The organism is Hymenobacter arcticus (genome assembly GCF_054779975.1).
In genome coordinates this window covers 314234-326998 of sequence record NZ_BAAGXF010000001.1, presented here as the reverse complement: position 1 = coordinate 326998, position 12765 = coordinate 314234, and the positions used below count along the sequence as shown (strand labels likewise).

Here is a 12765-nt window from a genome sequence, read left to right as displayed (position 1 = left end):
AGGCAACCAAATATAAAGCACAAAAAAAGCCAGGTTGATAATCAACCTGGCTTTTCCTTGAATATTGCTAAACTTTACAGGTGAATTACCTCATCATAGGCGGCGGCCGTGGCTTCCATAATGGCCTCGCTCATGGTGGGGTGGGGGTGCACCGACTTGATGATTTCGTGGCCGGTGGTTTCGAGCTTGCGGGCTACCACTACCTCGGCAATCATCTCGGTCACGTTGGCCCCAATCATGTGGGCACCCAGCCACTCGCCGTATTTTTTGTCGAAGATGACTTTTACGAAGCCGTCTTTTACGCCGGCGGCGGCCGCTTTGCCCGAGGCCGAGAACGGGAACTTGCCCACCCGGATATCGTAGCCCTTGGCCTTGGCTTCAGCCTCGGTGAGGCCCACGCTGGCAATTTCGGGCTGGGCGTAGGTGCAGCCGGGGATGTTCTGGTAGTTGAGCGGCTCGGGGTGGTGGCCCGCGATTTTCTCGACGCAGATAATGCCTTCGGCCGAGGCCACGTGGGCCAGCGCGGGGCCGGGCACGATGTCGCCGATGGCGTAGATGCCGGGCACGCTGGTCTGGTAGAAGTTATCGACCAGCACGCGGCCTTTTTCTACCTTAATACCCAGCTCTTCGAGGCCGATGTTTTCGAGGTTGGTTTGCACGCCCACGGCGCTCAGCACCACGTCGCAGGCAATTTGCTGCTCGCCCTTGGCCGTTTTGATAAACACCTGGCAGCCTTCGCCGCTGGTGTCTACTTTGGTTACTTCGGCGCTGGTTAAGATGTTGATACCCAGCTTACGGTACGACTTCTCCATCTGGCGCGATACCTCCTCGTCCTCCACGGGCACAATGCGCGGCAGGTACTCCACGATGGTTACCTCGGTGCCCATGGTGCGGTAGAAGTAGGCAAACTCGACCCCGATGGCGCCCGAGCCCACCACCACCATGCGCTTGGGCAGGTTGTCGGGGGTCATGGCCTTGCGGTAGCCGATGATTTTTTTATCGTCGATGGGCAGGTTGGGCAGCTGGCGGGCGCGGGTGCCGGTGGCCAGAATAATGCTCTTGGCCTCCACGGTTTCCTTGGTGCCGTCGGGCTTGGTTACTTCTACCTTGCCGGGGGCCAGCAGCTTGCCGGTGCCCACCACGGTTTCGATTTTATTCTTCTTGAACAGGAAGTTAATGCCCTTGCTCATGCCATCGGCCACGCCGCGGCTGCGCTTGATAACGGCCTCAAAGTCGAAGCCCGCCTCCTTCACCGTCAGGCCGTAGTCCTGGGCGTGCTGGAGATATTCGTACACCTGGGCGGTTTTGAGCAGCGCCTTGGTGGGGATGCAGCCCCAGTTGAGGCAGATGCCGCCGAGGCTTTCGCGCTCGATAACGCCTACTTTCAGCCCGAGCTGCGAGGCGCGGATGGCGGCCACGTAGCCACCAGGCCCTGAACCAATTACTACCAGGTCAAATTGCAATGCCATGAGGTTTAGTTGTGCGGAGGAATTGAGGAATAAAAAAGCCCCGGCCGGGGCCGGGTGGGCAAAGATAACCCCGGTGCCGGGCTGCGGGTTCGGCCGGCTTTTTGCAGCGCAGCTTAGTTGAAAGCGCGACCCTGACCGCGCTTTTCCGTAGAAGTCCCGGATGCCCCGACACCTGGGTCGGCTGGCCAGCTTATTTTTGCTATCTAATGCGCTATTTGTCTACTACTTACGTACCCGTTGCCCTGGCTTTGCTCGCGCTGGCCACTAGTTGCGCCACTACCACCGAAACCGACCGGCCCACCGTTACTTCCTCCGCCGATGTGACGCGCAGCGCGCCCACCGTGGCAGCCCCCGAGGCCCCCGCTACCGACGTAACGGCCCTGCCCACCCCCGACCCCACGGCCCCGGCCCCGACGGCCCCCGTGGTAGCCGACGAAACCCTGGACGTGCCCTCGGCCGAGGCCAGCGCAGCCGTAGCAGACCCCAACGCCCTGTCGGCCAGCGCGGCCAGCGCCGAGCGGGCCGCCGAGCGTAAGCTCAGCGCCGCCGACTACCGCTACCAGCTGGCCCGCGCCAACCTGGTGCTCAAAACCAAGCCCAAGGACGCCCGCGCCCACCTGGAGCGCGCCAAAGCGCAATCCAACCTGAAGAATTATAAAGACGCCAAGCCCGACTACGTGATGGCCCTGCGCACCATGCGCGGTAACCCCGACGTGTACTACAACAAAGCCGTGAATGAGCTGATGCTGCGTGAATACAAAGCCGCCTCGACCGACTTCAGCGGCGCGGTAAAGTTTCGGCCCGATGACAAGGAAGCATTCTTCGGCCGCGGGGTGGCCAAGATGCAGATGTACCAGTACAAGGCCGCCGTGTCGGACTTCAGCCGCGCCCTGGCCCTCGACTCGCTCTACGCCGACGCGCTGGAGTACCGCGGCATCAGCTACGCCAGCTACGACCGCCTGGCCGAGGCCCGCAAAGACCTCGCGAAAGCCGCCAAGCTAAACCCCGAAGCCGAAAAAAGCCTGCGCCGCTACGGCAAAGGCAGCAGCATGGTGCGCGGTGGAAATAAGTAACTGATTGATAGGCGTAAGTGAGTAAGGGGAGTACGGTCGTTCTCACAGCAGAACGACCGTACTCCCCTTACTCACTTACGCCCATTATTCACTTACTCCTCCAGCAGCCCGATATGGCCCAGGTGGTGGCGGCCGTGCCAGGTGTATTGCACCAGGGCCTGGTCGAGGCGCAGGGTGGTGTCGTAGCGCGGGTGGTAGAAGGTGCGCTGCCACTGCGCTTCGTCCAGGTGCTCAAGCAGGCCGCTCCAGCGGGCGTGCAGGCTGCCAAGCAGGGCCAGCGACACGGCGAGGGGCATGGTAGCCACGTCGGGCAATTCGGCCCAGGCGGCTTCATCGAAGGGGCGTACCGTGGGATTGTCCTCGGTGAGTGCTAGCCGAAACCGGCTGTATAGGTTGAGGTGCGTATCGGCCAGGTGGTGAATGACTTGGCGGCCAGTCCAGCCGCCGGGGCGGTAGGGCCGCTCGATGCGCGGGCCGGCGGCCGCCACGGCGGCGGCTAGCTGAGTGGGCAGCTCGGCCAGCTGCCGGAGGTAGGGCGCACGCTCGACAGGCGTGAGGGGCGCGGTGGGCAGTTGCAGCCGGCCAATGGGAAAGCGCAGCTGGTCGTCGGGCAGATAAGGAGTCATATATGAAACGAGTTAAGCGGTCAGTAAATTCAGGTGGGCCAGGTGATGCCGGCCGTGCCAGGCGTAGAGCACCAGCGTTTGCTCCAGAGTGGCGGTTTGCTGGTTGCCGGGGTGGTAGAAGGTGCGCTGCCACTGGGCCTCATCGAGGTGGTGCAGCAGCGTGAGCCAACGGGTATGCAGGTTCTCTAGTAAGCTCAGCGACACGGTGATGGGCGTGGCAGCTACATCAGGCAGGTCGGCCCAGGCCGCTTCCTCGTAGGGCCGGATGGTGGGGTTGTCTTCGGTGAGGGCCAGCCGGAAGCGGCAGTAGGCATTGAGGTGCGAGTCGGCCACGTGGTGGATTACCTGGCGGCCCGTCCAGCCGCCGGGGCGGTAGGGCAGTTGCAGGCGCTCGCCGCCCACGCGGCGAGCCGCTTCTAGTAGTTGAGCGGGCAGCTCGGCTAGTTGCTGCAGGTACAGGGCCCGCTCGGCGGGCGCGAGGGGCGCGGCAGGCAGCATGGGCCGGCCAATGGGGTAGCGAAGTAGGTCGTCGGACATGGCGCGGGTAGGGTAAGCTTTAGCTTGTTGTTTAGCTAAAAACGAGATACATACTTGCTTGGCAGCTTTTTGTAAAATATGCGCTCAAGCAGCGGGCGGCACTAATGCCTACCCCAGCTTCAGCCAAATGCCCAGCAGCACGGCCACCGCGCCCAGCGCTAGCAGCAGGCCGTAGAGCGGCCCGGCAAAGCGCAGCCACTGGTCGTAGCGCACGCCGGTGGCGGCGAGCATAGCCATGAGCGCGCCGTTGGTGGGCGTGAGCAGGTCGGTGAGACCCGCGCCGTATTGGTAGGCCAGCACCGTTACCTGCCGGGGCAGGCCGATGAGGTCGGAGAGGGGCACCAGCAGCGGCATGGTGAGCACGGCCTGGCCGCTCACGCTGGGCACGGGCAGGTGCAGGGCCGCCTGCACGCCCATCATGCCCAGGGCGGCCAGCGCTACGGGCAGGTGAGCCAGCGGCGTGGCCAGCCCCTGCACAATGGTATCAACGATGTGGCCCTGCTCTAGTACCACAAAAATGGCCCGCGCAAAGCCAACCAGAATGGCCGAAAACGCAATGTCGCGGAAGCCCACCACGAAGCCCTCGGCCGTGCCCGTGAAACCCAGCCCGCCCACGAGCCCGGCCGCCACACCCAGCATAAAAAACAGCGCCGACATCTGGTCGAAGTCCCAGCCCAAGCTTACCACGCCGTAAGTAAAAATGCTGAAGGTCAATAACATAAGCAACAGCACCAGGCCGTGGCGACCCGCGCTGGCGGCCCCGGCCGCGGTAGCCGGGGCCGAGGTATCGGGGGCGGTGCGGTAGCGGGTGGCGTAGCGCATAGTGCCTACTATCCAGATAGTCAGGCCGATGGCTAGAAACACCAGGCGGTAGCCCGCCGCCGACAGCAGCGGCAGTTGCGCCAGCTGCTGCGCAATGCCCACCTGAAACGGGTTGATGGGGCTGAACGCCGCGCCCACCAGCGCCGCCCCCAGGCTGGCCGCAATGGCCGTGAGCACCGGGTAGCCGAGCCGCCGCATCAGCACCAGTAGCACGGGCAAGAGGGCAATTATCTCCTCGCCCATATTCTCCAGCGCGCCCATGGTGGCAAACAACAGCGCCACCACCGGAATAACGGCCACCTCGCGCCCCTGCGCGTGCCGCAGCAGCCAATCGACGCCAAAGCCGAGCGCGCCCGTTTGGTCGACCACCGTGAAGGCCCCGCCGGCCAGAAAAATCATGAACACCACGGCCCCGGCCGCCGCCAGGCCTTTCGGGATGGCCACGGCCACGTCCAGGGGGCTCACGGGCGTGGCCGGCACGCGGTGGTAGGAGCCTGGCACCACTACCTCGCGGCCGGTGGCGGCGTTGGCGCGGCGCTCAAACTGCCCGGCGGGCAGCACGTAGCTTAGGGCTGCCGCCACGATAATAAACAGGGTTAACAGCACCAGCGGGTGCGGAAAGCGAAACGACTTCATGACTGCAAAGTTGCGGCCGGCGCGTCGAGTGCGCCGTGGCGGCCGGCCCGGCCGTTCGCGGCGCAGCCCTTCGGGTGTACCTTCGAAGTAGCCCTATGACGATTGCCGCCTTCAAAAACCTGCACCAGCGCCAGCAGGCCGAGCACCTGGCCCAGCACGGCCACGCCCTGGCCGAGCGCACCGAAGACAGTTTCGAGCTAAGCCTCTTCGCCATCGAAACCTACTACGCCGAGGTGTGGCGCAGCCGCGGCGACGAGGCCATCCTGTTTATCCACGTCTTCGACCGCCCCAGCGGCCTCAGCGACTACCTATCTCTGATTTCGCTGCGCGACGTAGCCTAACAGCCAGTCCAGGCGCAAGCATAAAAAAAGCCGTTCTCATTACTAATTACTTGTTAATCAAGTAGTTAGTAATGAGAACGGCTTTATATAAAACGAGTTGTGAGGTGGTGTTAGGCGGCCATGCGGTCGGAGCGCTCCACGGTGGTGAGCAGCTGGTCGATTTCGGAGGCGAGGCGCTCAATTTGTTCGAGGCCGGCGCGGGCCTGCTCCATTTCGCCGCGCTGGTGCTGGCGCACCAGCGACTGGCTGGTATCCAGGGTTTGGCGAATGAGGCGCTCGATGCCCGCAATTTCGGCGCGGTGGCCGTACTGCGGCTTGAGCACCGCGTTCAGCCACTGGCCGAGGGGGTTTTCCTGCATCGAAAACAAACTCGGCTCGGGCTCCCGCACCCCATAAAGTACCGAGCGCAGGCGCGACTTAAACAACACCTGCTTCACGCGGGCCTGCTGAAAGTCGAGGGCGGTAAGCTCCATAAACGGGCGGGAAAGTGGGGTAATAGTGCTGCTTAACAAGCACTTGCTAAGTAGTGGCCGGGCAATAAGCCCCGATAAGTGGGGCCCGGCGCGGGGGTTGTTGCCGGAACGCGCCCGCCATTGAGCAAATTAGGGGCCAGGCTGCGCTGCTTGCAGCCAGTAGTCCTGCTTAAACTAAGAACCGATGGCCGGCCCAAAGGTTGCAGCTACTCCAGTGCCTTGCGCGCGGCCACGAGGTCGGTTACGTCGTAGGCAAACACCATGATGCCGGCCACTTCGCCTTGTTCGCTGAAGCGCTGGTAAGTGAAGTTGAAGTAGCTGGGGTGAGCGGCGGGCTCGCCCTCCGGCCCCGGTAGCGCCACCCGCATTTCATCGCCGATGAAGGTTTCGCCGGTTTGGTACACCCCGTCTAACAGCGTGATAATGCCCTGGTCGATAAGCTCGGGCAGGGCCTCGGCCACCGGCCGGCCCAGCAGCGTGCGGCCGGGAAAGAGCGCCTGGTACTTGCTATTGGTGAATCCGTAGCGGTGCTCGGGGCCGCGCAAAATGCAGATGAGGGCCGGGGCCTGCATAAACAAGCCTTCGTAGGTAAGGCGCTGATTTTCGGCTAGTTGATAATTCTGGTAAGCCTGCTCCGACAGGATGGCCTGCTGCTCGTTGGATTCCAGAATTTCCTGCACCAGCATTTTCTGGTCGTGAATTTCGGTGGCGCCGCCCACCCACAGGTTGATATCACCCTCGGGGGTGCGCCGGGGCTGCGCCCGTACCAGCAGCCAGCGGTACTGGCCATCGTGGCGGCGCAGGCGGTACTCTACCTGGTAAGGCGTGCCGGCGGCCACCGCCTGCTGCCACTGGCTGCGCACGCGGTCGAGGTCGTCGGGGTGCAGGCCATCCAGCCACTGTTCGCCCAGCTCGTCGGCCATTTCTTTGCCCGTAAAAGTCAGCCAGCGCGGGTTGAAGTAGTCGCGCTGGCCGTTGGGCGTGGCCGTCCAGATGAGAACGGGTAAGTTATTGAGAATAAAGCGGGTGCGTTCTTGTTCTTCGGTGAGTTTCTGCTGGGCCTCGGCGGCGGCTTGGGCTACGCGCAGCTGCTCGGTCACGTTTTGGGTGCGCTGCAAAATGTATTGCAGCTGGCCCTCGGCATTGAGGATGGGGAAGTGCGTGGCCTGCCAGTAAAACTCCTCCAGGCCACCGCCCAGCTCGGCGGGCCGGGCCAGGTCGTAGCGGATGAGCGGCATGGTATGCGGCTCGAGGTAGCGCCGCACGTGCTCGTGCGACTCCCGAATCTGGGCTGCCCCGCTTTCGCTGCTGGCCGGGTAAGCCTCAAAAAAGGGCCGGCCCACGGCCTCTTCGCGGCTCTTTAGCGACACAGCCACGTGGCTGTCGGTATTGTCCAGGATAGTGGCTTCCGGGTTGGGAGCGATGAGCAGAAAGTTTTCGGGCAGGGCATGGAAAACCTGTTGATAATCGACGGGGAACACGGGGGCAGGCATGGGACAGGAAGGCTAGAAAAGGCAAAAATCAGGCAGACACAGCCCCCTAAACGATGGCTCCCGGCCGGATGTTTAGAAATATGGCTCAACCCGGCGAACTGACGGTTGGGCCCCCGCTTTTGCGGGCTGGGGAGCTTTAAATTGGGGCGGCTGGCGCGGCCAGGCACCTTTGAGGTAGTTCTTTGCCCTGCGCCCTAGCCCCATGAAAGCCCCGCTCCTCGCCGCCCTGCTCGCCCTCAGTCCGGCCGCCGCCGTGTGCGCCCAAAGCCTGCCTACCGCCACCCCGGCCCACGCGGCCACCCAGCTCAGCGGCACGGTGCTCGACGCGGCGGGCCGGCCGCTGCCGGGGGTAAACGTGTTTTTGAAAACGACCTTCGACGGGACCACCACCGACTCGCTGGGGCGGTTCAGCTTCGCCACGCCGGCCGCCGGGCCGCTGCCGCTCATCCTTACGCTCATTGGCTACGAAATGCAGGAAACCCTGCTGGCCCTGCCCGGCGGGCCGCTGGTGCTGGCCCCGCGCCGCCTGCGCGAAAGCCGCGCCTCGCTGGCCAACGTGGTCATTACGGGCGGGGCCTTTGAGGCCAGCGACGCCAAGCGGGCGGCCGTGCTCAGGCCGCTCGATATTCTGACCACCGCCGGGGCCAACGCCGACATTGCCGCCGCCCTCAACACCCTGCCCGGCACCACGCGGGTGGGGGAGGAGGGCAAGCTATTCGTGCGCGGCGGCGCGGCTTCCGAAACCCGCACCTACCTCGACGGCCTGCCCGTGCAAAGCCCCTACGGCGGCGCGGTGAGCGGTGTGCCCGCCCGCGGCCGGTTTGCGCCCCGGCTATTCAAGGGCGTGCTATTCAGCACCGGCGGCTACTCGGCCGAGTACGGGCAGGCGCTGAGCGCGGTGGTGGGTTTGTCGTCCGTTGACCTCGACCCCGAAACCCAGACCGGTATTTCGCTGCTGAGCGTGGGCGGCAGCCTCAGCCGCAGCCAGCGCTGGGCCCGCACCTCGGCCTCGGCCAACGTGGACTATGCCAACCTGGCCCCGTACTACGGCCTCACCGCCCCCGACCAGCGCTGGGAGCAGGCCCCGCGTAACCTGGGCGGGGCCGTGCGACTGGTCCACCGCACCGGCCGCGATGGCCTGTTGAAAATATACGGCACGTATAATAGCCAGCAGGTAGCCATTCGGCAGCCCGACCCCGAAGCTGCGTTTGCGCAAAATGGCCGCCTGGTGGGTTTGCGCAACGACAACTACTACCTCAACACCACCTACCGCACACCCCTGCGCCGCGGCTGGAGCCTGAATGCCGGCCTGGCCCTGGCCCGCGAGCACAACGACGTGCTCCCCGAGCCCCAGCAAATCGACGAGCTGGAGCGCACCGCCACCGCCCGGCTGGTGCTCACCAACGACTCGGCCAGCACCTGGTTTAATCTCAAGCTGGGCACCGAAACCACCGCCCAGCGCTACGACCTGCGCTACCGCGCCACGGCCGACGCGCCCCGCTACGCGCCCGGCTTTTGGGAGCAGCGCACCGCCGTATTTGGCGAAAGCGACCTGAGCCTGGCCCCGCGCCTCACCGGGCGGGTGGGGTTGCGCGGTGAGTATTCGGCCTTGTTGAATAAGGCCAGCCTGGCCCCGCGCCTGGCCCTGGCCTGGCAGCTGGGGGCCGGCGGCCAGCTCTCGGCCATTGGGGGGCTGTATTACCAAAACCCCACCAACGACCTGCTGCGCGTGCAGCCCCGGCTGGGCTTCGAGCGCGCCACGCACTACCTGCTCAGCTACCAGCTGAGCACGGCCAGCCGCACGCTGCGTGCCGAGCTGTATTATAAAGACTACCAGCAGCTGGTGCGCTATACTATGTATAACGTGCTCGATGCCAGCGCCTATGCCAACACGGGCCACGGCTACGCCCGCGGGCTGGATATTTTTTGGCGCGACCGCTACCAGACCTTCAAAAAGGTGGACTACTGGGTGAGCTACGGCCTGCTCGACACCCGCCGGCAATACCGCGGCGACCTGGCCCCGGCCGTGCCCACCTTTGCCGCCACCCACAGCCTGAGCTTGGTGGGTAAGTATTGGTTTGAGAAACAGCACCTTCAGTTCAGCACCACGCTCAGCTACGGCAGCGCGCGCGCCTACTACAACCCCAACCTGCCCGGCTACAATCAAGGCCGCACGCCCAGTTTCCAGCAGCTCGACCTCAGCCTGAGCTACCTCACGCACCTGGCCGGGCAGTTTACTATTGTGCACCTGGCCATGACCAACGTACTGGGCCGCAACAACTTGTACGGCTACCGCTACGCCGCCGCGCCCGATGCCGGCACGGGCCAGTACGCCGGCGTGCCCGTGCAGCAGTTGGCCCCCCAGATGGTGGTGGCCGCCCTGCTCATCTCCATTAATAAGAAAACCCCCGGCGACACCTCGGTAGCCCCCGACTAGGGCAGTAGCGCGAAGCTTCCGCATTCGTGCGCGAGCGTAGCGAGCAGGCGGCTCTGCCCGATTGCCGAAGCAGTTAGCCGGGTTGCCGGGGCGGGCTGCCGGCTCTTCGCTCGTCGGTAGCGCTGCTTGTTCTTTCAAAAAGCGGACAGCCGGCAGCCCGCCCGGTATCCGGCAAGCTACGCCAATGCCAGCTGCGCGTGGTGCTCGCGCCCAAAGCCGCCGCTTCGCGCTACTTCTGCTACACTTCGACCGGTGCTTTCGACGCTTCGGCAACGGCAATTTTCGGCCCCGCCAGCGGGCCGCCACCTTTGATTCATCAACGTCCCCAATCACCTTTTCACCCCCTTTCTGAGTTATGAAAAAGTCGCTGTTTACCCTCGCCCTGGCCGCCTTCAGCTTGGCCGCCGCCGCCCAAACTGCTCCCGTTGCGGCCCGCCCCACCGCCGCGGCCGCTGCCCCTGCTGGCTACCCCGAGCTAATGACCCAGGCCATTGCCGACATCACCAGCACCGGCGATGCCGCCCAGCTGCAAGCCCTGGCCAGCAAGATGGAGCGCGCCGCCGCCATGGCCCCCGCCGACTGGCTGCCCCGCTATTACCAAGCCTACGCCTTGGTTACCAGCGTGTTTCAGAGCAAAGAAGCCACTGATGCCAAGGATAAAACGCTCGACCAGGCCGACGCGGCCCTGGCCAAAGCCCGCCAGCTAAAGGGCGACGAGTCGGAGCTGCTGACGCTGCAAGCCTATGCCTACCAGGCCCGGCTGGGTGTTGCGCCCATGCTGCGCGCCCAGCAATATTCCCCCCTGGTAGAAGAAGCCGTGGACCGGGCGCAGGCTCTGAACCCCGCCAACCCGCGCACTTACCTGGTGGCGGCCAACAACGTGTACTTTACGCCCAAGATGTACGGCGGCGGCCCCGAAGCCGCCAAGCCCCTCTATGAAACGGCCAAGGCCAAGTACGCCGCCTTCCGGCCCGCCGGCCCGCTGGCCCCCACCTGGGGCCAGGACCAGCTGCTGGGCCGCCTCAAGCAGTATGACCCGGCCCCGGCGCAGGCCGCCAAGTAAGCGCTTGGGCCACCTTTTTTCACGGTGAGCGGGCGGCGGGCGAGCCGCTGCGCGCCGGGCTTCTACATTTATGAACTCCTCGTTTTTTTCGCTGCCCGCCGTGCCCTCCTTTTTGCCGCCCGCCCCCGCCGCCCCGCCCTACGCCGACGCGGCCCCGCCCGGCACGCCGTGGGTCACCACCGTGCAGCGCTCCAACGTGCGGTCCTTCGGGCGGGTGCTGGGCTGGATAGCGCTGGTGTGCCTCGGCACGGCGCTGCTGTTTGCCCCGCCGCCCTGGCGCGACCCGGTTAACTACGGTATTTCGGTGGCCATTGCCTTCAGCTACGCGGCGGGGTTGTGGTTTGCCAATGCCTACACCGCCGACCTGCTCAACGTGCGCACCGGCTGGAGCGAGCGGCCCATCCGGCGGCTGCTGCTCACGGTGGGCGCGTCGTTTTTGGCCTCGCTGCTGGTGATTGTGCTGGTGAGCGAGGGGTTTTCGACGCTGCTCTTTCACCGGCCCCTGGGCTACTCGCTGCGGCACAGCTTCTGGTCAGAGTCGGCTTTTCCGCTGCTGGCCACGGTCGTTATTTCGCTGTTCATGCACTCGCGCTCGTTTTTGCTGGCCTGGCGCGAGGCCACCGTGCGGGCCGAGCGCCTCGAAAAAGAAACGGCCGTGGCCCGGCTCGACTCGCTGCGCCGGCAGGTAGACCCGCACTTCCTGTTCAACTCGCTCAACGCCCTCACCAGCCTGGTGGAGGAGGCCGACCCCGCCCGCGCCGTGCGCTTCATCCGGCAGCTCAGCAGCGTGTACCGCTACGTGCTCGACAGCCAAAGCCAGGAGCTGGTGCCGCTGCGCGAAGAGCTGGCCTTTGCCGAAGCCTACGTGTACCTCCAAAAAACCCGACTTGACGAAGCGCTGCAAGTGGAGTTTACGGGTGTTGAGGAAGATAAAAAACAGTTAATCAATAACTTGTACCTGCCGCCGCTGGCCTTGCAGCTGCTGCTCGAAAACGCCCTCAAGCACAACACCGCCTACCAGGCCGACCCCCTGCGCTTGCGCGTGACCGTGGATGCCGCCGCCGCCACCCTCACCGTGCGCAACACCCTGCGCCCCCGCCGCCTGAGCGCCAGCGAAGCCTCGGGCCGCGGGCTGGCCAACCTGCGCGCCCGCTACGGCTTTCTCACCCCGCGCCCCCTGGTGGCCGGCCCGGTGGGCAACGAGTTCGTGGTTACTTTGCCGCTGCTGGCCCTGTAGAGTAAGCGTTAGCTTGCCGCCGTCCGCGCCGCCATGTCGTGAAAAAAACCACTTACCTGCCTGCTATAAAGCTGCTGGCGGCCGTGCTGGCCGTGGCCGCGGTGTGGGTGCTGGCCCGCCGCGGGGCCACGCCCGACCCCTACGCCGCCGTGGCCGGGGCGCTGCGCCAGGCCCGCCCCACCGACGTGGAGTACGTAACCCTGTACCCCTTGCTGCCCGACAACCAGGGCCGGGCCGCCCGCCCGTTTCAGCTGCGCACGGCAGCGGCCATTGGTCCGCTGCTGGCCGGCTTGCGGCAGCTACGGCCCATCAAGGTCAACAAGCAGAATTTCAACCCGTTGGTTGAAACCACGCTTATGGTGCGCCTCACGCCGGCGCTGGCGGCCACGTGGCAGCTGCACAGCCGCGACGTTATTTTCCGGCTGGCCAGCGCGGCCGAGGGCGACGTGGCGCTGCGGGCCTACAGCGACGTGGTGTGCCAGAGCACGGCCCTCAGTCAGCGCGTGCGGCACGTGCGCGACAGCCTGGCCGGCCGTTGGCCCGCCCCGCGCTAACTAA

12 protein-coding genes are annotated in these 12765 nt (G+C 65.0%); 6 read left to right on the top strand and 6 right to left on the bottom strand.

Annotated features, from left to right (window positions below):
- Positions 1-74: 74 nt before the first annotated feature.
- Positions 75-1469: a dihydrolipoyl dehydrogenase gene (gene lpdA, locus ACYVGC_RS01510; RefSeq protein WP_460582008.1), complete on the bottom strand. Its 1395-nt coding sequence runs from the start codon at positions 1467-1469 to the stop codon at positions 75-77.
- Between the two features lie 206 nt (positions 1470-1675).
- On the opposite strand from lpdA, the gene ACYVGC_RS01505 reads away from it, so the two are divergent.
- Entirely contained in the window at positions 1676-2542 is an 867-nt protein-coding gene (locus tag ACYVGC_RS01505; RefSeq protein WP_460582007.1) for a tetratricopeptide repeat protein, read from the top strand.
- A gap of 92 nt (positions 2543-2634) precedes the next feature.
- Here ACYVGC_RS01505 and ACYVGC_RS01500 read toward each other — a convergent pair whose 3' ends face one another.
- The 3 genes from ACYVGC_RS01500 to ACYVGC_RS01490 form a co-directional block, all read right to left on the bottom strand.
- On the bottom strand, positions 2635-3168 hold the full coding sequence (locus ACYVGC_RS01500; protein ID WP_460582006.1) for a metal-dependent hydrolase: 534 nt from the start codon (positions 3166-3168) through the stop codon (positions 2635-2637).
- Positions 3169-3180: 12 nt separating this feature from the next.
- Positions 3181-3705: a metal-dependent hydrolase gene (locus ACYVGC_RS01495; protein WP_460582005.1), complete on the bottom strand. Its 525-nt coding sequence runs from the start codon at positions 3703-3705 to the stop codon at positions 3181-3183.
- A gap of 108 nt (positions 3706-3813) precedes the next feature.
- A complete protein-coding gene (locus ACYVGC_RS01490) occupies positions 3814-5163 on the bottom strand; it encodes a YfcC family protein (protein ID WP_460582004.1) in 1350 nt (449 codons plus the stop codon).
- A gap of 95 nt (positions 5164-5258) precedes the next feature.
- Between ACYVGC_RS01490 and ACYVGC_RS01485 the strand changes: the two genes are divergently transcribed.
- Positions 5259-5504, top strand: coding sequence for a hypothetical protein (locus tag ACYVGC_RS01485; protein ID WP_460582003.1), 246 nt, complete (start codon positions 5259-5261; stop codon positions 5502-5504).
- A gap of 110 nt (positions 5505-5614) precedes the next feature.
- Here ACYVGC_RS01485 and ACYVGC_RS01480 read toward each other — a convergent pair whose 3' ends face one another.
- Both ACYVGC_RS01480 and ACYVGC_RS01475 read right to left on the bottom strand, forming a co-directional pair.
- On the bottom strand, positions 5615-5977 hold the full coding sequence (locus tag ACYVGC_RS01480) for a hypothetical protein (protein WP_460582002.1): 363 nt from the start codon (positions 5975-5977) through the stop codon (positions 5615-5617).
- A 206-nt stretch (positions 5978-6183) separates the two neighbouring features.
- Positions 6184-7470, bottom strand: coding sequence for a PAS domain-containing protein (locus ACYVGC_RS01475; protein ID WP_460582001.1), 1287 nt, complete (start codon positions 7468-7470; stop codon positions 6184-6186).
- Positions 7471-7672: 202 nt separating this feature from the next.
- Between ACYVGC_RS01475 and ACYVGC_RS01470 the strand changes: the two genes are divergently transcribed.
- The 4 genes from ACYVGC_RS01470 to ACYVGC_RS01455 all read left to right on the top strand — a co-directional run bounded on the left by ACYVGC_RS01470 (position 7673) and on the right by ACYVGC_RS01455 (position 12761).
- Positions 7673-9907, top strand: a complete 2235-nt coding sequence (locus ACYVGC_RS01470) for a TonB-dependent receptor (protein WP_460582000.1) — start codon at positions 7673-7675, stop codon at positions 9905-9907.
- Between the two features lie 355 nt (positions 9908-10262).
- Positions 10263-10970, top strand: a complete 708-nt coding sequence (locus ACYVGC_RS01465; protein ID WP_460581999.1) for a hypothetical protein — start codon at positions 10263-10265, stop codon at positions 10968-10970.
- 70 nt (positions 10971-11040) lie between these two features.
- The gene (locus ACYVGC_RS01460) at positions 11041-12207 is read left to right on the top strand and encodes a sensor histidine kinase (RefSeq protein ID WP_460581998.1); all 1167 of its coding nucleotides are present in this window, start codon (positions 11041-11043) and stop codon (positions 12205-12207) included.
- Positions 12208-12245: 38 nt separating this feature from the next.
- Complete coding sequence (locus ACYVGC_RS01455) at positions 12246-12761, top strand: hypothetical protein (protein WP_460581997.1); 516 nt, start codon at positions 12246-12248, stop codon at positions 12759-12761.
- Positions 12762-12765 lie beyond the last annotated feature (4 nt).

Excerpts from the sequence above, each read along its gene's own strand:
- lpdA (WP_460582008.1), bottom strand. The coding sequence starts at position 1,469 with ATGGCATTGCAATTTGACCTGGTAGTAATTGGTTCAGGGCCTGGTGGC.
- ACYVGC_RS01505 (WP_460582007.1), top strand. The coding sequence starts at position 1,676 with ATGCGCTATTTGTCTACTACTTACGTACCCGTTGCCCTGGCTTTGCTC.
- ACYVGC_RS01500 (WP_460582006.1), bottom strand. The coding sequence starts at position 3,168 with ATGACTCCTTATCTGCCCGACGACCAGCTGCGCTTTCCCATTGGCCGG.
- ACYVGC_RS01495 (WP_460582005.1), bottom strand. The coding sequence starts at position 3,705 with ATGTCCGACGACCTACTTCGCTACCCCATTGGCCGGCCCATGCTGCCT.
- ACYVGC_RS01490 (WP_460582004.1), bottom strand. The coding sequence starts at position 5,163 with ATGAAGTCGTTTCGCTTTCCGCACCCGCTGGTGCTGTTAACCCTGTTT.
- ACYVGC_RS01485 (WP_460582003.1), top strand. The coding sequence starts at position 5,259 with ATGACGATTGCCGCCTTCAAAAACCTGCACCAGCGCCAGCAGGCCGAG.
- ACYVGC_RS01480 (WP_460582002.1), bottom strand. The coding sequence starts at position 5,977 with ATGGAGCTTACCGCCCTCGACTTTCAGCAGGCCCGCGTGAAGCAGGTG.
- ACYVGC_RS01475 (WP_460582001.1), bottom strand. The coding sequence starts at position 7,470 with ATGCCTGCCCCCGTGTTCCCCGTCGATTATCAACAGGTTTTCCATGCC.
- ACYVGC_RS01470 (WP_460582000.1), top strand. The coding sequence starts at position 7,673 with ATGAAAGCCCCGCTCCTCGCCGCCCTGCTCGCCCTCAGTCCGGCCGCC.
- ACYVGC_RS01465 (WP_460581999.1), top strand. The coding sequence starts at position 10,263 with ATGAAAAAGTCGCTGTTTACCCTCGCCCTGGCCGCCTTCAGCTTGGCC.
- ACYVGC_RS01460 (WP_460581998.1), top strand. The coding sequence starts at position 11,041 with ATGAACTCCTCGTTTTTTTCGCTGCCCGCCGTGCCCTCCTTTTTGCCG.